This is a genomic window from Actinocorallia herbida (genome assembly GCF_003751225.1).
Lineage (GTDB): Bacteria > Actinomycetota > Actinomycetes > Streptosporangiales > Streptosporangiaceae > Actinocorallia > Actinocorallia herbida.
In genome coordinates this window covers 2,284,789-2,303,135 of the sequence record NZ_RJKE01000001.1, presented here as the reverse complement: position 1 = coordinate 2,303,135, position 18,347 = coordinate 2,284,789, and the positions used below count along the sequence as shown (strand labels likewise).

At 73.7% G+C, this 18,347-nt stretch carries 20 protein-coding genes; 9 read left to right on the top strand and 11 right to left on the bottom strand.

The annotated features are described in order from the left end of the window. Together EDD29_RS10820 and EDD29_RS10815 are read right to left on the bottom strand one after the other, a co-directional pair. Positions 1 to 189, bottom strand: coding sequence for a ferredoxin (locus tag EDD29_RS10820; protein ID WP_170201353.1), 189 nt, complete (start codon positions 187 to 189; stop codon positions 1 to 3). After that, complete coding sequence (locus EDD29_RS10815; protein WP_148085922.1) at positions 183 to 1,364, bottom strand: cytochrome P450; 1,182 nt, start codon at positions 1,362 to 1,364, stop codon at positions 183 to 185. The genes EDD29_RS10820 and EDD29_RS10815 overlap by 7 nt, the downstream gene beginning before the upstream one ends. Before the next feature lie 160 nt (positions 1,365 to 1,524). Here EDD29_RS10815 and EDD29_RS10810 point away from each other — a divergent pair, with 160 nt between their 5' ends. Next, complete coding sequence (locus EDD29_RS10810; RefSeq protein ID WP_123664262.1) at positions 1,525 to 2,400, top strand: isocitrate lyase/PEP mutase family protein; 876 nt, start codon at positions 1,525 to 1,527, stop codon at positions 2,398 to 2,400. Between the two features lie 97 nt (positions 2,401 to 2,497). On the opposite strand, the gene EDD29_RS10805 is transcribed toward EDD29_RS10810, so the two are convergent. Continuing rightward, a complete protein-coding gene (locus tag EDD29_RS10805; RefSeq protein WP_123664261.1) occupies positions 2,498 to 3,559 on the bottom strand; it encodes an Lrp/AsnC family transcriptional regulator in 1,062 nt (353 codons plus the stop codon). 59 nt (positions 3,560 to 3,618) lie between these two features. On the opposite strand from EDD29_RS10805, the gene EDD29_RS10800 reads away from it, so the two are divergent. The 3 genes from EDD29_RS10800 to EDD29_RS10790 are packed head-to-tail and all read left to right on the top strand — an operon-like array spanning position 3,619 to position 7,075. Next, the gene (locus tag EDD29_RS10800) at positions 3,619 to 4,821 is read left to right on the top strand and encodes a M20 metallopeptidase family protein (RefSeq protein WP_123664260.1); all 1,203 of its coding nucleotides are present in this window, start codon (positions 3,619 to 3,621) and stop codon (positions 4,819 to 4,821) included. Further along, positions 4,818 to 6,251, top strand: a complete 1,434-nt coding sequence (locus EDD29_RS10795; protein WP_123664259.1) for an MFS transporter — start codon at positions 4,818 to 4,820, stop codon at positions 6,249 to 6,251. Before EDD29_RS10800 ends, EDD29_RS10795 begins: the two co-directional genes overlap by 4 nt. Before the next feature lie 38 nt (positions 6,252 to 6,289). Continuing rightward, complete coding sequence (locus EDD29_RS10790; RefSeq protein ID WP_123664258.1) at positions 6,290 to 7,075, top strand: sulfite exporter TauE/SafE family protein; 786 nt, start codon at positions 6,290 to 6,292, stop codon at positions 7,073 to 7,075. A 101-nt stretch (positions 7,076 to 7,176) separates the two neighbouring features. On the opposite strand, the gene EDD29_RS10785 is transcribed toward EDD29_RS10790, so the two are convergent. The 7 genes from EDD29_RS10785 to EDD29_RS10750 all read right to left on the bottom strand — a co-directional run bounded on the left by EDD29_RS10785 (position 7,177) and on the right by EDD29_RS10750 (position 11,474). Then, entirely contained in the window at positions 7,177 to 7,548 is a 372-nt protein-coding gene (locus EDD29_RS10785) for a hypothetical protein (protein ID WP_123664257.1), read from the bottom strand. Continuing rightward, entirely contained in the window at positions 7,442 to 7,936 is a 495-nt protein-coding gene (locus EDD29_RS10780; RefSeq protein WP_123664256.1) for a roadblock/LC7 domain-containing protein, read from the bottom strand. The genes EDD29_RS10785 and EDD29_RS10780 overlap by 107 nt, the downstream gene beginning before the upstream one ends. Then, positions 7,933 to 8,727: a transcriptional regulator gene (locus EDD29_RS10775; protein WP_123664255.1), complete on the bottom strand. Its 795-nt coding sequence runs from the start codon at positions 8,725 to 8,727 to the stop codon at positions 7,933 to 7,935. The genes EDD29_RS10780 and EDD29_RS10775 overlap by 4 nt, the downstream gene beginning before the upstream one ends. Beyond that, on the bottom strand, positions 8,724 to 9,065 hold the full coding sequence (locus EDD29_RS10770; RefSeq protein WP_246052697.1) for a hypothetical protein: 342 nt from the start codon (positions 9,063 to 9,065) through the stop codon (positions 8,724 to 8,726). The genes EDD29_RS10775 and EDD29_RS10770 overlap by 4 nt, the downstream gene beginning before the upstream one ends. Before the next feature lie 194 nt (positions 9,066 to 9,259). Further along, the gene (locus EDD29_RS10765; protein WP_123664253.1) at positions 9,260 to 10,042 is read right to left on the bottom strand and encodes an HAD-IIA family hydrolase; all 783 of its coding nucleotides are present in this window, start codon (positions 10,040 to 10,042) and stop codon (positions 9,260 to 9,262) included. A gap of 449 nt (positions 10,043 to 10,491) precedes the next feature. Continuing rightward, positions 10,492 to 10,797 carry an AzlD domain-containing protein gene (locus tag EDD29_RS10755; RefSeq protein WP_123664251.1) on the bottom strand — a complete coding sequence of 102 codons (306 nt, stop codon included), beginning with the start codon at positions 10,795 to 10,797 and terminating at the stop codon, positions 10,492 to 10,494. 11 nt (positions 10,798 to 10,808) lie between these two features. Next, the gene (locus EDD29_RS10750; RefSeq protein ID WP_211359641.1) at positions 10,809 to 11,474 is read right to left on the bottom strand and encodes an AzlC family ABC transporter permease; all 666 of its coding nucleotides are present in this window, start codon (positions 11,472 to 11,474) and stop codon (positions 10,809 to 10,811) included. Positions 11,475 to 11,540: 66 nt separating this feature from the next. Here EDD29_RS10750 and EDD29_RS10745 point away from each other — a divergent pair, with 66 nt between their 5' ends. The 5 genes from EDD29_RS10745 (at position 11,541) to hypF (ending at position 16,635) form a co-directional block, all read left to right on the top strand. Beyond that, the gene (locus EDD29_RS10745; RefSeq protein WP_123664250.1) at positions 11,541 to 12,158 is read left to right on the top strand and encodes a helix-turn-helix domain-containing protein; all 618 of its coding nucleotides are present in this window, start codon (positions 11,541 to 11,543) and stop codon (positions 12,156 to 12,158) included. Positions 12,159 to 12,652: 494 nt separating this feature from the next. After that, positions 12,653 to 13,273: an SIS domain-containing protein gene (locus EDD29_RS10740; RefSeq protein ID WP_123664249.1), complete on the top strand. Its 621-nt coding sequence runs from the start codon at positions 12,653 to 12,655 to the stop codon at positions 13,271 to 13,273. After that, positions 13,263 to 13,490 (top strand): HypC/HybG/HupF family hydrogenase formation chaperone, encoded by a 228-nt coding sequence (locus EDD29_RS10735; protein ID WP_123664248.1) that lies wholly within the window; start codon positions 13,263 to 13,265, stop codon positions 13,488 to 13,490. The genes EDD29_RS10740 and EDD29_RS10735 overlap by 11 nt, the downstream gene beginning before the upstream one ends. Next, a complete protein-coding gene (locus tag EDD29_RS10730; protein WP_123664247.1) occupies positions 13,487 to 14,149 on the top strand; it encodes a D-sedoheptulose-7-phosphate isomerase in 663 nt (220 codons plus the stop codon). Before EDD29_RS10735 ends, EDD29_RS10730 begins: the two co-directional genes overlap by 4 nt. Positions 14,150 to 14,370: 221 nt before the next feature. Beyond that, entirely contained in the window at positions 14,371 to 16,635 is a 2,265-nt protein-coding gene (gene hypF, locus EDD29_RS10725; RefSeq protein WP_123670404.1) for a carbamoyltransferase HypF, read from the top strand. A 35-nt stretch (positions 16,636 to 16,670) separates the two neighbouring features. Here the strand turns inward: hypF and EDD29_RS10720 are convergent, their stop codons facing one another. Then, a complete protein-coding gene (locus EDD29_RS10720) occupies positions 16,671 to 18,314 on the bottom strand; it encodes an ABC transporter substrate-binding protein (RefSeq protein ID WP_170201352.1) in 1,644 nt (547 codons plus the stop codon). Positions 18,315 to 18,347 lie beyond the last annotated feature (33 nt).

The window sequence follows — 18,347 nt, the reverse complement described above, 5'->3', positions numbered from 1 at the left end:
TCACCCCAGCGCGAGCGCGCCGTTCGGACAGGACCGCACGGCGCGGGCCGCGCGCTCCGGGTCCGGCGCCTCGACCGGCAGGAGCACGACCCTGCCTTCCGCGTCGTCCTGGTCGAACAGCTCGGGCGCGGTGAAGACGCACAGGCCCGAGCCGCGACAGGCCGCCCGGTCCGCCAGGACCGTCACCATGTGACGGGCAGGGCCGCGATGCCGTAGACGAACTGCTCGGGCCGGAACACCACGTCCTCCGGCGGGATCGCCAAGGCCAGTCCCGGCGCCCTGGCGAAGAGCCGGGGCAGCGCGATGTTCATCTCCAGCCTGGCCAGCGCCGCCCCGATGCACTGGTGCGCGCCGAACCCGAACGCCACGTGGTGGCCCGGCTCGCGCGCGGCGTCGAACGCCTCGGGGTCGCCCGCGAAGTGCGCGCCGTCGCGGTTGGCCGCCGACAGCGACACGACGAGGCCCTCCCCCGCGCCGATCGTGACGCCCCCGACCTCGACGGGTTCGCGCGCGGTCCTGGGCAGCCCGAAGTGCACGATCGACAGGTGGCGCAGCAACTCTTCGGTGACGGCCGGGGCGTCGGCGGCGAGCCGGGCGAGCTGGTCGGGCGACTTCAGCAGCAGGAGGGTGCCGAGCGACAGCATGTTGGCGGTGGTCTCGTGCCCGGCGATGAGCAGCAGCCGGGCCATGAGGACGAGTTCCTCCTCGGTCAGGTGCCCGGGCACGACCTGCGCGGCGGCGACCCGGCCGAGCAGGTCGTCGGTCGGATCGGCGACCTTGGCGGCGATGAGCCGGGTCAGGTACTCCTGGAGCCGTTCCGCGGCGGCGATCGCGATCGCGGGGTCGGCCTCGACGTTCAGGAACTCGAGGCTCGCCCGCTGGAAGAAGCCGTGGTCGGCGTAGGGGACGCCGAGCAGCACGCAGATCACCAGGGACGGCAGCGGCAGCGCGAAGTCCGCGACGAGGTCGGCGGGCCCGTCCTTGGCGAGCATGTCGTCCAGGAGCCGGTCGACGGCCTCCTCGATGGACGGGCGCAGCGCGTTGGTCCGCCGGACGGTGAACTCCGCCGCGAGCATCCGCCGCATCCTGCCGTGCTCGGGGTCGTCGAACCGCAGGAACGACAGCGCCCCCTTCTCCGCCGGGACCGGAAGCAGCTTCGGGTAGGCCGGATGGGTGTCGTCGGCGCTGATCCGCGGGTCGGCGAGGACGCTGCGGGCGTCGGCGTGCCGTCCGACGAGCCAGGTCGTGGACCCGTCGGCCATCCGCACCTTCGCGGGCGGCCCGTCCCGGAACACCTCGAGCCCGACGGGCAGGCCCAGGGGATCTTCGCGCTTGGAGGGCATCTCTGGCGTGTCAGCGTGCACGGTGACGTTCCCTTCGCCGGGTTCGCCCCGAAAGTAAGCGCCACCCACCCTTCAATCAAGACTCCCAGAGTGAGAGTTCCATACCACTGAAGACAGGGCCCCCAGGGCGGCGCGCGACGCCGGAATCCGGCAAGTCCTTCCATCGTGGAATGATCGGCCCATGACCCGCACCGCGCACCCCGCCGACCGACTCCGCGCCCGCCTCGCCGCGGACACCCCCCTGATGGCCGCGGGCGCGCACGACGCCCTCTCGGCCCGGCTGGCCACCGAGGCCGGATTCGAGGCGATCCACCTGTCGGGCGCGCTCGTCAGCGCCGTCACGCTCGGCCTGCCCGACCTGGGCTATGTCGGCGCGTCGGACATGCTCGACGCGCTCGGCCGGGTCACCTCCGGCACCGACCTGCCGATCATCGCCGACGCCGACACCGGCTACGGCGACCCGCTCCAGGTCGCCGCGACCGTCCGCCGGTACGAGCGGGCGGGCGCCGCCGCGCTGCACCTGGAGGACCAGGTGATGCCCAAGCGCTGCGGCCACATGGAGGGCACCCGCCTGGCTCCGCTGGAGGAGGCCGTCGGCCGCCTGCGCGCCGCCGCCGAGACCCGCGAACGGCTCGTGCTCATCGCCCGCACCGACGCGCTGCGCGCCGCGGGCCGCGCGGAGGCCATGCGCCGGATCGCCGCCTTCGCCGCCGCGGGCGCGGACGCGGTCTTCGTGGAGGGCGCGATCGACGCCGCGACCGTCGCCGAGGCACACGACGTCTCGGGCGGCCTCCCCGTCCTCGTCAACTTCTCCGCGGCGGGCCAGACCCCCGCCCCCCTCGCCGACCTCGGCCGCGCGGGCTGCCGCATCGCCATCTTCCCCGTCGCCGCCGCCTTGGCGGCCGCCGCCGCGATGCGCGACGCCTACCGCTCGATCCTCGCCACCGGCGCCGCCCCCGAGCCCCCCTTCACCTGGACCGACTTCACCACGCTCCTCGGCCTCCCCGCCCTCTCCGCCGACGAGGACCGATGGAAGCGGATCCCCGCCGAGTCCTGAGACCCGCAACCCTCTGGACCCGGTCGTCCAGGCTCCGGGGCCGAGCGCGGCGAGACCGCGTGGAACCGCCGCGGTCGTCCGGGCGGGCCGGGCGGGGTCAGCCGGGGCCGAGCGCGAGCGCGCGCAGCAGGCGGGCCTCGGCTTCGGCGGACTCGCCGGCGGCCCAGGGCGCCAGGGGGACCGAGCGCAGGTGGCGGCCCTGGGGATCCAGGAGGTGCCCGGCGAACTTGAGCTTCCACAGGGCGATCGCCCGGTCGGTGACGACGAGTTCGGGGCTGTGCTCGGCGAGCGAGGCCTCGAAGGCCGGGATGGCGTCCACCGAGCGCAGCCACGCCGTGAACAGGAGATTGTACTCCCCCGAGAGGGACACGCACATGCGGGTCTCGCGCAGCCCGGCGAGCCGTGCGGTGACCTCGCCGACCCGGCGGGCCGGGACGGCGCCCCAGAACGTCACGCTGACGGGCCAGCCCGACCGGGAGTGGGCGACCTCGCACCGGTAGGCGATCGAGCCTTCCCGCTCCATCCGGGCCAGCCGGCGCCGCACCGTCGTCGGGCTGAGGCCCGTCCTCGCGGCGAGGGACGCGGCGCTCTGCCTGACGTCGTCGCTCAGCACCCGGATGAAGTCGAGGTCACCGGCGGTGAGCGCGCCGCGGCCGGGGATCGCGCCGGGGCCCTGCCCGTGCCGGTCGAGCCGCCAGCGGCTGCCCTCGGCGTGCAGGGTGGTGGCGAGCTGGGTGCGGGTCGCGGCGACCCCCGGCATCGCGCCGAGCCGGAAGCCGGTGTAGCGGGCCAGCTCGGCCTGCCCGCCGAAGATCGCGGTGAGCATGAGGTCCCGGCCGCCGGTCAGGTGCTCGATGGTGAACAGGTGGGGGTCCTCGGCCAGCTCGGCCGCCACCTCGTGCATCCTGCCGCGCACGCAGTCGATCTCGATCATGGCGACGATCGGACGGGCGCCGGGCAGGGACGTCGGATAGCACGTCAGCCAGGCGATGCCCGCGTTGCTCAACCGGGACCAGCGGCGGGCCGCGGTGGAGGCGTCGACGTCCAGCGCGGCGCCGATCGTCACCCAGTCGGCACGGGGATCGCGCTGGAGGGCGGCGACGAGGAGGAAGTCGAGCTCGTCGAGTTCCGCGGTGGATTCCGGTAGTGGATCGGGCATAAGCGGTCAATCCCGGCGTTTTCGGAGCAATGGCGGGGTGTTTCGTCATGATACGCGGCATGTTCACCTTGGATGACGCGGCCGAGTTGGCCCCCGAACTGCAGCGTCTGCGCCGCGATCTGCACCGCCGGCCCGAGATCGGGCTCGACCTCCCCCGGACCCGGGACCGGATCCTCACCGCGCTCGACGGCCTCCCCCTGGAGGTCGCCACGGGTGAGCGCCTCAGCTCCGTCACCGCCGTGCTGCGCGGCGGCCGCCCCGGCCCGTCCGTCCTGCTGCGCGCCGACATGGACGCGCTGCCGGTCCAGGAGGACACGGGCGTCGACTACTCTTCGCAGGTCGCCGGAGCCATGCACGCCTGCGGCCACGACCTGCACGTCGCGGGCCTGGTCGGCGCGGCCCGTCTGCTCGCCGACCGGCGCCACGACCTCGCGGGGGACGTGGTCTTCATGTTCCAGCCGGGCGAGGAGGGCTACGGCGGTGCCCCCATCATGATCGAGGAGGGCGTCCTGGACGCCGCGGGCTCCCGGCCCATCGCCGCGTACGCCCTGCACGTGTTCTCGACCATGATGCCCGCCGGCATCATCGGGACCCGGCCCGGCACCCTGCTGGCCGCCAGCGACTCCTTCGACGTGACGATCCGGGGCGCGGGCGGGCACGGCTCGTCCCCGCACGTCACCCGTGACCCCATCCCGGCCATGGCCGAGATGATCCTGGCGCTCCAGACGCGGGTCGCCCGCGCGATCAACGTCCTGGACCCCGCGGTCGTCACCGTCGGCTCCGCGCACGCGGGCAGCGCCCGCAACGTCATCCCCGAGACCGCGCAGCTCCAGGGCACCGTCCGGACGTTCTCGGAGCAGACCAGGCACGACGTCCGCGAGATCGTCATCGAGACGATCGAGGGCATCGCCAAGGCGCACCGGGTCGAGGTCGACCTCGACTACAGGTTCGTCTACCCGGTGACCGACAACACCGCGACAGAGGCGGCCTTCGCCCTGGAGACCGCGGTCGACCTCTTCGGTGAGATGCGCGCGTTCGAGGCGCCCCAGCCGCTCGCCGGATCCGAGGACTTCTCCTTCGTCCTCAACGAGGTCGGCGGCGCCATGCTCGGCATGAGCGCCTGCCCGGCCGACCGCGACCCCGCCACCGCGCCCATGAACCACGCCCCGCAGGCCGCGTTCGACGACGTCGTGCTGCCCGACGCCGCGCTCCTGCTCGCCACCCTCGCCACCCGCAGACTGGCCAAGGCGGGCGGCGCGTGACGGCCGGGACGGTCCCGTCGGGCGCCGATGAGCCGGGCGGCGGCCTCAAGGAGGCGTCGGTCGGCGCGGTCGTCGGCATCCTCGTCTTCTTCGAGCTCACCAGCGGCTTCCTCCAGGGCGGCCTCACCCCGCTGCTCCCCGACCTGGGCGAGCACCACCACATCGCCGACTCCAGCCTCAACTGGGTGCAGTCGCTCCAGCTCCTCGCCGCCGCCGTGTGCGTCCCGACCTTCGGGCGGCTCGGCGACCTGCACGGGCACCGGCGGATGCTGCGGATCGCGCTGGTCATGCTCGCGGCGGGCACCGTGCTCGTCGCGATCGCGCCGAACCTCCAGGTGCTGCTGCTCGGCCGGGTCCTCCAGGGCTCACTCGCGGCGCTGCTGCCGCTGGAGGTCGCCCTGGTCAAGGACCGGCTGCCCGAGGACAAGGCCCGCCAGGCCATCGCCCGGCTCGTCGGCTCGCTCACCTTCGGCGGCCTGCTCGGCGCGGTGATCATGGGCGTGGTGCACGACGCGGTCGGCGACGTCCGGGTCGCGCTGCTGCTGCCCGCGCTGCTCACCCTGCTGTGCATCCCGATCTCCTACCTCAAGGTGCCCGAGAGCGTGCCGCGCGCGACCGGCCGCGCCGACTGGCCCGGCATCGTGCTGCTCGGCTTCTCGATGATCGCGATCCTCTTCGGCGTCTCACGGGCCGAGACGGACGGCTGGATCTCCGGCTGGACGCTCGCGCCGCTGCTCCTCGGCTTCGCCGTGCTCGCGGGGTGGGCGCGCTACGAGCTCGGCACCGCCGACCCGCTGGTGGACCTGCGGGCGATGGCCGACCGGCGGATCGCGCCCTTCTTCGTGGTGTCCTTCCTCTTCGGCGTCGTCTTCTTCGGCATCCAGACCCCCGACACCACCTTCCTCGCGGCCGACCCGGAGGTCGACGGCTACGGCTTCGGCCTGACCGCGCTGAACCTGTCGCTCATGGCGCTGCCCGCGACGGTCCTCGCCGTCGTCGGCTCGGCGTTCACCGCCCGGATCGCGGGGGGCATGGGCTACCGGCGCGCGCTGATGCTGTCGTTCGGCCTCATCGCGGGCGGCATCCTGTTCCAGGTCGTGCTGCACGACGCGCTGTGGCAGCTGATCGTCGCCAAGATGTGCCTGGGCTTCGGCGCGGGCCTCGCCCTCGGCGCCATGCCCACGGTGATCGTCGAGGCCGCCGAGCCGAGCCGCACCGGCGTCCTCACCGCGCTCTACAACAACGTGAAGACGCTCGGCGGCGCGGTCGCGGGCGGCGTGATCGCCTCGATCCTGGCCACCATGGCGCTCGGCGACACCCCGACCGAGGGCGCCTATGTCGCCGTATGGCTGCTGTGCGCGGTCTGCGCGGCGGCGGCCGCGGTCGCCGTCCGCTTCGCCAGGAGAACGGAGACCGCCCCGGTGCGGTAGTTTCCCGGTAGAAAAGACCGGAAATAGGGAGCGCATCGGTGGAGCATCACCTGCTCGGATTCCTCGCCGGGGCGCTCATCGCGGTCGTCACCGCCCCGGTGGGCGTCTCCGGCGCGGTGTTCCTGCTCCCGGTACAGCTCAGCGTGCTGCACGTGCCGAACCCCGCGGTGACCCCGACCAACCTGCTCTACAACGTCGTGTCCGGGCCCGGGGCGCTGGTCCGGTACCTGCGGCGCGGGCAGCTCGGCGGCCCCCTGGTCCGGCTGCTGGTCCTCGGCACCCTGCCCGGCGTCGTCGCCGGGGCGCTCATCCGGGTCTTCGCCCTGCCCGGACCGCAGGTCTTCAAGCTCCTGGTCGGGGCCTTCCTGCTGCCGCTCGGGCTCTGGCTGGTGCGCCGGACGCTCCGCCCGGCTCCTGACGGGACGGCCCCGGCCCTCCCCGAGCCGTCGCCGCGGACCGTGTCCGGGCTCGCCCTGGGCGTCGGCGTCATCGGCGGGATCTACGGGATCGGCGGCGGCTCGATCCTCGGGCCGATCCTCGCCGGGCGCGGCATCCCCATGGCCCGGGTCGCGCCCGCCGCACTCGCCTCGACGTTCGTCACCTCGATCGTCGGCGCCCTCACCTACCTCGTGCTGTCGTTCTTCACGGCCGGCGACATCGCCCCGCACTGGACCCTCGGCATCGCCTGCGGCCTCGGCGGACTCGTCGGCGGGTACGTCGGCGCCCACCTCCAGCCGCGGATGCCGGAACGGGCGCTCCGCCTGCTGCTCGGCGTCCTCGCCTGCGGCCTCGCCGTCCTCTACCTCACCGACGCCCTCCGCTGAACGGCGCGGGCCGGGCCTCCGAAGGCGAAGGGCCCCGCCCCCCGGGGTCGAGAGGGGGGCGGGGCGGCACGGGTCAGCCCGGAGGACCCGACGCGGCGGAGTCAGACCTCGACGTTCTCCTCGATGCGGCGGAGGTGGTGCCGGGCGAGGGCCAGGTTGGCGCGGCCCCGGTCCAGCGCCGCGTACATGAACAGGCCCTGCCCGTTGCGGCTCGTGAGCGGCCGGATGATGTGGTACTGCTTGTCGAGCGTGATCAGGATGTCCTCAATGGACTCCTTCAGCCCGAGCTGCTCGATCGTGCGCATCTTCGCGCGGACGACCTCGGTGTTGCCCGCCGCCGCGATCTGCAGGTCCAGCGCCTTGGTGCTACCGAGCACGCCCAGCGCCATGCCACTGCTGTAGTCGACGATCGCCACGCCGAGGGCGCCATCGATCGACATCATCTCCTTGAGCGACTGGTCCAGGTTCGACATTTCTCGTCCTTTCCATGGTGGGTTCCGGCAAGAAGGCCTCGATGGCCCGTGCCACGGGCCTGGCCTCCAGATGGAGCCGGCCGAGGGTGACCCCCGGACCGGCGAGGATCGCCAGGGCCGCGGTCGGGCCCACGGCGTAGATCGCGACATGTCCGCCGCTGTTGCGGATGACGACCTCCTCGAAGGCGCCGTCGGCCGCGGTACGGGCGACACGGTCGGACAGGGACAGCTCGGTCGCGGTCATCGCGGCCATCCCGTCGGGTTCCACAAGGTCGGGCAGGTCGCTCGCGACGAGGAACCCGTCGCAGGTCGCGACCAGGGAACCGGTCATGTCCGGCACCCTGAGACGGAGCCCGTGCAGCTCTCTCCAGATCCGTTCTTCGCTCATTCCAGCTCCCTCAGCGCGTCATGTAGCTGTGTCAGCAAGGCGAGATCGACATCGGCCCATTTCGTCGGCCCGCCGAAGGGCGGTGCCCCCTGGTCCCGCAGGGGCGCACCCCCGATCCGACCGCGCGGCGCGGGGTCTCCCCCGGCTGCGGGCTCGGGTTCGCGGACGAGCGCCGAGGCGACGAGGCCGCGCACGGCGAGGGTGCACCCGAAACGGGTCCGTCCGAGCTCCCGCGCGAGCCCGGACGGGGTCTTGCGGCCGTCGGCGTTCAGCAGGATCTCCATCTGGAGACCGGTGAGGATGACGCGCTGACGGCGCAGCCTGCGCACCGGCTCGACCGGGCCGTCGTCGGCGAGGGGCGAGGGCCACGCCTCGTCCAGGAGGCCCCTGCGGCGGCGCGTCTCCACGCAGAGCGTCACCGGGTCCACCGCGAGGCAGTCCGGCCAGTAGGCGCGCTTGCCCCCGTGGAACTCCGGCTCGTGCGCCGAGCGGAGCAGGAAGAACGCCGCGTCGAACAGCTGGATGAGCGCGTGCGCCTCGAGCTCGGTGCCGGTGAGTCGGGCCGGGGACGCGGGGCCTTGCCCGGGGCCCCGCGTCCGCAGCCCTTCCCAGCCCTGTTCGCTGAGCCGCCCCGACGCCGTCAGCAGGTCGTGCAGGCTGGGGGCGAGACCGGTCTCGGCGTGCACGACCTGTCCGTCGAGGAGGTGGAAGGCTCCGTCGTCACCTAGGAGGAGCGTGCCCGTGGCCTGTTCCCGGGCGAGGCGCTCGAGCTGGGCGCGGATCTGCCTCATCCCACCGCCAGATCGCGCAGGGCGTCGCGCATCCGGTGTCGGGCGAGGGCGATGTTGCCGCGTTCGGCGTCGAGTGCCAGGTGCAGGCACAGCCGGGCGTCGGTCGCGGTGGTGACCAGCGCGAGGAGGTGGTGGCCCGCCGTCCCGCTGACGGTGATCTCGTCGATCTCGTCCCCGGTGCCCGCCGAGGTGAAGACCGGGCTGGTGACGACGGCCCGCACCAGTTCGGACGCTCCCGCCGCCTGTTCTGCGGCGTCCCGCGCCAGGCCCACCGACGCGATGGCGAGCCCGGTGGCGAAGTCCAGCAGGCCGGCGGACCGTGCGCCAGGGATCGCCATGACCGAGGTCAGGCAATCCTCAATCGCCGGCACCGCGTCCCCCCGTCACCACCGAGAACTCTCAAGTGGTCGGAGGCTATCGACGCGGAACCGGCGAATTCACTGGCTCACTGACAACCGTTATGAGGTACCAACAAGTACCCTTCTCCCGGCATAGGGGGATTTAAGTTTCTTCCATCAGGGTCTAAGAAGTCTCAACCGATAAGGTCGATAAGGTCCGCCACAGAGTCAACGATTCGTGACGGACGGTAGGGGAACCGCTCGACCTCGTGCCTGCGGGTCACCCCGGTGAGAACGAGGATCGTCTCCAGGCCCGCCTCCATGCCCGCGACCACATCGGTGTCCATCCGGTCGCCGATCATCGCCGTCGACTCGCTGTGCCCCGCGACCTGCCGGATCGCGCTGCGCATCATGAGCGGGTTCGGCTTGCCGACGAAGTACGGCTCGACCCCCGTCGCCTTGGTGATCATCGCCGCGACCGCGCCGCAGGCGGGCAGCGAGCCCTCCTGGGACGGGCCGATCGGGTCGGGGTTGGTGCAGATGAACCGCGCCCCGCGCTCGATCAGCCGTACCGCCCGGGTGATCTGGTCGAAGCTGTAGTTCCGGGTCTCCCCGAGCACCACGTACTCCGGGTCGAGGTCGGTGAGTATGTAGCCGACCTCGTGCAGGGCCGTGGTCAGACCGGATTCCCCGATGACGTAAGCCGTGCCGTGGGGCCGCTGGTCGTTGAGGAACTTCGCGGTCGCCAGGGCTGACGTCCAGATCATCTCCGGCCCGATGTTCAGGCCCGCCGCGGCGAGCCGGGCCGAGAGGTCGCGCGGCGTGTAGATGGAGTTGTTGGTGAGGACGAGGAAGCGCTTCCCCGAATCCACGACCTTTGCGATGAAGGCTTCCGCCCCGGGGACGGGCTTCCCCTCGTGCACGAGGACCCCGTCCATGTCCGACAGCCAGCATTCGATGGGCATCCGCTCGTTCATGGCGGCATTCTCGCAGCTCACCGCGCACACCGACAATGCCGTCACGTCCGTGCACACCTCCCCAAGAGCGACCCCCGCGCCGCCCGCCCCCGGCCCTCCCCTCGGCGCGGCTCCGCGGGCCGCGCACCCGGCGGCCGCCCGCAGGGACCCCCGCGGGCCGCCCGGGAGCCGCGGACCGCCGGACCGGGAGGCGGCGGTCCGGAAAAAGGTCGGGGAACGCGGGAACATCGCTGGGGGGTCATTGGTTGAACAGGGCGTGGCCGATGTGACTCGGGTGTCCCCGGGCCCCATCTATAGCCTTCACGGAATACCGTTCGGCTGGAGCCGTGTTGTGCCTTTCGCCGAGAGGCGACCCCGCACATCGCGCCGCATCGTGTGGCAGGGCCCGTCCGGATCATCCGGACGGGCCCTGCTGCCTTCTCCGCAGCCCGAACCCGGTCCCGCGTCCTTCAAGGCACGCCGAGCAGGCGAAGCCCCGCGGTGACCGCGGCGGCGGCCGACACCACCACCACGAACGAGGCCCTGCGCCAGGCGAGGACCGCGGCGACCGCGACGCCCGCGGGCCGCGCCCATCCGGCGAACTCCTGCCCGTCGGCGACCGCCGAGGTCACCGCGAGCGCCAGCAGCAGCACCACGGCCGCCCCGACGAGCGGCCCGCGCAGCCGCTCCAGATCGAGCCGCCGCGCGGCCAGCGGCCCCGCGACCCGAAAGGCATAGGTGCCCGCGGCCAGCACGAGCACAGCGAGCAGAGGCATGACGATCTCCCTCAGGAGGTCTCGGCGCGACGGGCGCGCAGCAGGAGGGGGACGGCGGCGGCCGGTGCCAGCAGCACCGGCAGGCCGGGTGGGAGCAGCGGGGTCAGGGCGAGCGCCACGGCGGCGCCGACGAGCGCGATGCCGCGGGTGCGGCGCTCCGCCAGGGCGGGCATCACGAGCGCGAGCAGCACCGCGGGGAAGGCCGCGTCGAGTCCGAGGGCGTTGACGTCCTCCAGCACGCCGCCCGCGTACGCGCCGACCAGCACCGCGAGGTTCCACACGACGAACAGGGCGATCCCGCACACCCAGTAGGCCAGCCTGCGCTGGCGTGGGTCGGTGTGCCGCAGCGTGAACGCCACGGACTCGTCGGTGAGCAGGTGCGCGCCGACCAGCCGCCGCCACGGGCGCCCCTCGAGGACGTCGGCGGTGGCCAGCCCGAACGGAAGCAGCCGCGCGTTGAGCACCAGGGCGGTGACCACCGCGGTGACCGCGCCGCCCCCGGCGAGCACGACGCCCAGCGCCGCGAACTGCGCGCCGCCGGCGAACACCAGCACCGACATGGCCACCGGCACCCACAGGGGCAGGCCGCCCGCGAGCGCGAGCGCGCCGAAGGACACGCCGACGAGCGCGTCGGCGACGCTGACCAGGCCGATGTCGCGGAGCGTGCCGCGATCCATCGTTCGCCAGAACGAACACATGAACAATAGAATGAACAGTGCGATGCCGTTCGTCAAATCGAACCTGTGGACTTCTTTGCCGAACGTCCGAGCGGCGGCGCGCAGTCCAGCGAACAGGAGCCGACGATCAGCACCCCGGACATCATCACGACCATCGCGACCTCCCTGCGCCGCGAGCGCGAGCGCGCGGGCCTCTCGCTCACCGAATTGGCCCGCCGGGCGAAGCTCGCCAAGTCCACGCTGTCCCAGCTGGAGTCGGGCACCGGCAACCCCAGCGTGGAGACGCTCTGGGCGCTCAGCCTCGCCCTCAGGGTCCCGTTCAGCCGCCTGGTAGAGCCGCCGCTGCCGCCGGTCCATGTGATCCGCGCCGACGAGGGGCCCTACACCCGGTCCGAGGAGGCGCCCTACGGCGTCGCCCTTCTCTCGCCGTGCCCACCCGGCGCCCGGCGCGACCTCTTCCGGATCGTCGCCGAGCCCGGCGCGCCCCGCCTCACCACGACGCCGCACCAGGCGGGCGTGCGCGAGCACGTCGTCCTGGCCGAAGGCCGCGCCCTCGTCGGACCGGTCGACGCCACCGTCGAACTGGACCCGGGCGACTACGTCTGCTACCCCGGGGACACCCAGCACATCTTCGAGGCCCTCGCCCCCGGCACCACCGCGGTGATGATCATCGAGCAGACCTGACGGACCCACCCCCAGGTTTCACCCGAGACCACGACAGGTAGGACACCGACTACAGCTCGTCACCAGTGTCCGCTTTGTCAGGTATCGCGGGGCTCCCACCCCGCAGAGGGGGACCACCATGGAGCGACCCACCGCCCACCCCCTGCCCCGCCCTCCCCTCCCCACCCACGCCCTCCCACCCGGTCGGCCCACCCCCGACCCCGCGAACCACCACGAGACCGGCGGCACCCGAGCCGACCGGCACCCCAAGAACCGCACATTCACCGCACCCAGCATCAACGCCCACCCGGCTCCGCCGCGCGACACGGCCGACTCGGCGATCACACACGACCTTCCGGCTCCGCCGCGCGACACGGCCGATCGGGGGCCTTTGCCCGCTGTGTCGGCCTCGCCGCGTGGCGCGGGGGGACGGTGGCGCCCTGGGGTCGGGGGTTTGCCGGGGCGGAGGCTCGGGTGGTGGGGGTGCGGGGGGCGTCGTGCGGGGGGTGCGGGTGATGAGGGCTGAGGGGCTTGCGCGGCAGTTGCTCGGGCGGCGGGCGGGGCCCGGGGAGGCGCTCGGGCGGGAGGCGGCGCGGCTCGGGGCGGCGTGCCGGGCGATGGCCGAGAGATTCCGGCGCGGAGGGCTGCTGTTCTCGTTCGGGACGGGGCTCGCGGCGGCGGACGCCGCGCACGTCGCGGTCGAGTTCACCCATCCGGTGATCGTCGGCAAGCGCGCGCTGCCCGCGATCGCGCTGGGCGCGGGCGCCGCCTGCGACGGCGGCACGGGCACCGGCCCGCACGACGCGCTCGCAGCGCGGCTGCGGCCCCTTGCCGGGCCCGCCGACATCGCGCTGGGCCTCGCCGCCGACGGGGACGACCCTGCCGTGCTCCGCTGCCTCGCCGCGGCCAGGGAGGCCGGCGCGCTCACGGTCGCGCTCGTCGGCGGTGACGGCACGGCCGCGAGGGAGGCCGCCGACCATGTGCTCGCCGTGGAGTCCGCCGACCCGCTCATCGTGCGGGAGATCCAAGTCACCACCTACCACGTGCTGTGGGAGCTGGTTCACGTCTTTCTCGCGGAAGGCGCCCTCACCGGGGCGCCTTCCGCCCAAGACCTCGGGGGATCCCATGACCGGTGAAGACGCCGTCCCGCTCTGCCTGGGCGAGGTGTGCATCACCTGCTCCGACAGCGCCGTCGCCGTACGCGTGCGCGAACTGCTCCCCGGCGGCCTCGCCATGGTCGACACCGAAGCGGGCCCGGAAGAGGTGAGCGTCGCCCTGGTCGACGCCCGCCCCGGCGACCTCGTCCTCGTGCACGCCAAGGAGGCCATCGCCATCGTGGAGGCCGGCGCGTGAGCGGGGGCGTCGAGGCGCTCTACCCGTTCCTGTACGCGGGCGCGGAGGGCGGGGCGGCGGGGCCGGTCGCCGATGTGGAGGCGTCCACGGAGCGCAAGGCGGCCGAGGCCGCGGCGCTGCGGGAGGCGCTCGCGGACAGGTTCGCGGGGGCGCTGGCCGCCTGCGCGCGGGATCTCGCCGCGTCCTTCGCGGCGGGAGGCAGGCTCTTGGCTTTCGGGAACGGGGGGAGCGCCACCGACGCTCGGGCCTTCGCGGCCCTGCTCGCGGCGCCGCCTTCGCCGGGGCGTCCGCTGCCCTCCTTGGCCCTCGCGCAGGACACCGCGGCGCTCACCGCGCTGGCCAACGACGTCGGCTACGAGGTGGTGTTCTCCCGGCAGGTCGCCGCGCTGGGCAGGCCGGGCGACGTCGCGGTGGCGTTCTCCACGAGCGGCGGATCACCGAACGTGCTCCGCGGCCTCGACGAGGCGGGACGGCGCGGCCTGGTGACCGTCGGGTTCGCGGGCTACGACGGCGGGCCGATGGCCGCGCCGGGGGCGGTCCGGCACCTGTTCGTCATCCCCTCGGAGTCGGTCCACCGCATCCAGGAGGCGCAGACGACCCTCTACCACGTCCTCGGCGAGCTGACGGCCGCCGCGCTGCCCTGCGCCGATCCGAGATGACCCGCCCGCCCGAGGCGGACCGCCCGGCCGAGGCGGACCGCCCGGCCGAGCCGGGCCACCCGCCCGACACGGGCCACTCGGCTGAGGGGGTTCGCACGACCGAGTCGGGCCACCCGGACGAGCCGACCAGCACGCCCAAGGCGACCCACCCGGGGGTGGGACACCGCGCGCCTGAGGCGAACCGGCCGGAGAAACGGGACCGCGCGCCCGAGGCGGGTCGGGTGCGGGTCCGGGTCCGGGTCGAGGGGATCGTGCAGGGGGTGGGGTTCCGGCCGTTCGTGCACGATCTGGCGGGACGGCATGGGATCGACGGGTTCGTGGGGAACGATGGCGATGGGGTGTTCGCCGAGGCCGAGGGGGAGCCCGCGCGCTTGGCGGCCTTCGTTTCCGACCTCGATCTGTGCGCCCCGCCCTTGGCCGTCGTGGAACGGGTCACCGCCGAGCCCGCGGCGCCGGTCGGTGCGCGGGGTTTCCAGATCGTCGCGAGCATCGCCGGAGGCTCGCGGTCGGCTCTCGTCTCCCCCGACACCGCGACCTGCGCGGACTGCCTCCGCGAGCTGAACGACCCGGAAGACCGCAGGCACGGTTACGCCTTCACCAACTGCACGCACTGCGGCCCGCGCTACACCATCACCGCGGACGTCCCCTACGACCGTCCGAACACCACCATGCGGGACTTCCCTCTGTGCGCGGCCTGCGCGAAGGAGTACGCTGACCCCTCAGACCGCCGGTTCCACGCCCAGCCCGTCTGCTGCCCCGCTTGCGGACCCTCCTTGCGCTTCGTCCTGGCGGACGGATCTCCGGTCGCGGGTGATCCCGTGGACTCGGCGGTCTCCTTGCTGCGGGAGGGCGGGATCGTCGCGGTGAAGGGCCTCGGCGGCTTCCACCTTGCGGTCCTCGCCTCCGACGCCGCCGCGGTGGCCCGTCTGCGGCAGCGCAAGCACCGCGAAGCCAAGCCGTTCGCTGTCATGGTCGGCGACCTCGCCGCGGCCCGCGCGCTGGTCGAGGTCGACGACGCCGCCGAGGCCGTGCTCACCGGGCCGCGCCGCCCGATCGTGCTCCTGCGCCGCCTCCCGGGCGCCGCGACGGCCGAGGAGGTGGCCCCCGGGGCCGCGGACCTCGGCGTGCTGCTCCCCTACACGCCGCTGCACCACCTGCTCGCCGGACGGCTCGCCGCGCCGTTCGTGCTGACCAGCGGCAACCTCGCCGGCGCGCCGATCGAGCACCGCGACGCGGAGGCGGCCGCGCGCCTCGCCGGGATCGCCGACGCCTTCCTCACCCACGACCGCCCGGTGCACGCCCGCGCCGACGACTCGGTGGTGCGCCTGTTCCGTGGCCGTGAGCTGCCGCTGCGCCGCTCGCGCGGCCACGCGCCGGCCCCGCTCGCCGCGCACCGCCCGTTCCCGCGCCCGGTCCTGGCCTGTGGCCCTGAATTGAAGAACACCTTCTGCCTGGCCAAGGGCTCGCGCGCGTTCGTGTCCCCGCACGTCGGCGATCTGGAGGACTACGCGACCCTGCGCGCCTACACCGAGACCGTCGCGCACCACCGCCGCCTGTTCGGGATCGCACCCGAGGTCGTCGCGCACGACCTGCACCCGGAGTACCTGTCGACGAAGTTCGCGGTCGACCTCGCCGAGGCCGAGGGCCTGGACCTCGTGGCGGTCCAGCACCACCACGCGCACATCGCCGCGTGCCTCGCCGACAACGGCGAGGACGGCCCGGTGATCGGCGTCGCGTTCGACGGCCTCGGCTACGGCCCCGACGGCGCCCTGTGGGGCGGCGAGCTCCTGATCGCCGACCTGGCGCGCTACCACCGCGCCGCCTGCCTCACGCCGGTCCCGATGCCGGGCGGCGCCGCCGCGATCCGCGAGCCCTGGCGCATGGCCGCCGCCCACCTCGCCGCCGCCTACGACGGCGGGGCCCCCGCCCTTCCCCTGCACGACCTCCACGCCGGGCGCTGGGACGCCGTCACCGCGCTGGCCCGCTCGGGCCTCGGCTCCCCGCTGACGTCCAGCGCGGGCCGCCTCTTCGACGCCGTCGCCGCCCTCGCGGGCCTCCGCGGCACCGCGCGCTACGAGGGTGAGGCCGCGATCGCCCTGGAACGCGCCGCGGACCCCGCCGAGTCCGGCGCCTATCCCCTGCCCGTCCTCGACGGCGATCCCCTCGTCCTGTCCTGCCCCGACCTCATCCGCGCCGTCGCCGACGACGTCCGCAAGGGCACCGGCCCGTCCCTGATCTCCGCCCGCTTCCACAACGCCCTCGCCCGGGCCGTCGTGGCCGCCGCCCGCGTCCTGCGCACCCGCACGGGCCTCACGACCGCGGCCCTGTCCGGCGGGGTCTTCCAGAACGTCCTTCTCCTCGACCGCGTCACCTCCGGCCTCGAAGCCGCCGGGTTCCGCGTCCTCCTGCACTCCCGGGTCCCGCCCAACGACGGCGGTCTCTCCCTGGGCCAGGCGCACGTCGCCGCCTCCCATGACCTGCTTTGACCTCCGGCCGGAGACCGGAGACCGGACCCGCCCGTTCAGCAGCGGCCCGCGCGGCCCGTCTCCGCGCAGTGGACGCCGATCTGGACGGGCGCGGCACTCGGCGTCCGGGTCCCTTCGCCGCTGCGCGTGGGGAGATAGACCACCCGGCCGCCCTCGGCGTCGAACGCGAAGTCCCCGGCGGCCCCCGGAACGAGGTCCCGCGCGTCCGCGGGCCCCGACCCGAGGGCGTCCAGCGCCTCCGCGACCGCGTCGACCGTCGGGTTCTTCCCGTGCGCGTCGATGGCGGCCTTCGCCGCGGCGAGCATCGCGTCGTGCGCCATGATCGCCCACCCGTCGGCGAGTTCGGACTCGTCGAGTCCCAGCCCCTTGAAGGTGGCGACGAACCGGTTGGCGAAGGCGTGGTACTGGGCGATCTCCTGGTTGTCCCAGCTGTTGAGCCGGTCGCGGTCGGCGATCGGCACGTACACGAGGGAGAGGGGCCTGCGGGGGTCGGAGAAGAACGGCTCCGTCGGGTCGAGCGCGGTGGCGTCCGAGCCCGTCACCACGGTCAGGGACGGGAGGGCGCACGTCGTCTGGGCGCCGAGCGCGTTCAGCAGTTTCTCCAGGTCGACGCCGCGGCCGGCGAAGTACAGCAGGTCGGGCCCTGCCGCGCAGACGCTCTGCGCGATGCCCTTGAAGTCCTCGCCCGGCTTGTACTGGTACGGCCGACCGCCTCCGGTCGGCGTGGTGGGGACGAACCCCTCCTTGGCGAAGGCCGCGCTGAGCGACGTGGCGTACATGTCCTCGGCCCCGGTCGAGGTGACGCCGGTCTCGACGACCTCGGCGGTGCCGGCCATCAGATGCTTGTCCTTCAACCAGGCGTGCACGATCTCCATCTGCCTGTCCACCGGCAGCGGCATCAGGTGGAGCCGGTCGGAGTCGGTGTTCGCGCGGTCGAACCCGCTCGCGGTCACCACGTCGGCGATCAGGGGGAGGCCCTTCTCGGCGAGCCGGTTGATCGCGTTCTTCGTCTCGCGCTGGCTCAGCCCGAGCCCGACCACCGCGACGAGACGGTCGGCGCCGACCATCTTCTTCAGGCCCTCGGCCGCCTGCTCCCACCCCGACTCGTCGCTGCCCGCGTTGGCCAGGACCACCTTGATCTTCCGGCTTTCGCCGAGTTCCCCGGAGTTCGCCCGCACCTGGGCGATGTAGGCGGCGGCGATCTCGTGCACGGCGCGGCCCTTGGCGGGCGAGTTCGCGTCGCCGGTGAGCGGGCCGAGGAACGCGATGGTGACGTCGCCGTCGTCCTGGTCCGCGTCGACGAGGCGGTTCTCCGCGGCGAAGAGCCGCTGCACCGCGGTGAGCCCCGCGTTCTTCGGGTCGAACAGGGCCTCGCCGTCGCTGACGCCGACGCACTCGCCCGCGTTGAGCTCCAGGTCGCCCTCGCAGCCGGACCGCAGGCCGAACCAGAGGCCCAGGCCCGTCACCAGGGCGACCGCGACGAAAGCGGCCGCGACCTTCCGGCCTCGCCGCGGCCGCCCAGGCCGCCCCGGCTCGGGCGGGCCGGGTTCCCCACCCGGATCCGGCACGGTACGGGAGGGCCAGACATGGATGGAGATGAGGGCGCGGCTGAAGTACTGGAGAATGTCCCTGCCCGCGCTCGACCGCTCGACGCCCTGGCCGGGCGAGCCGTCCCCCACAAAGCCTCCCGACGCAATACCCCCATGAGTGAC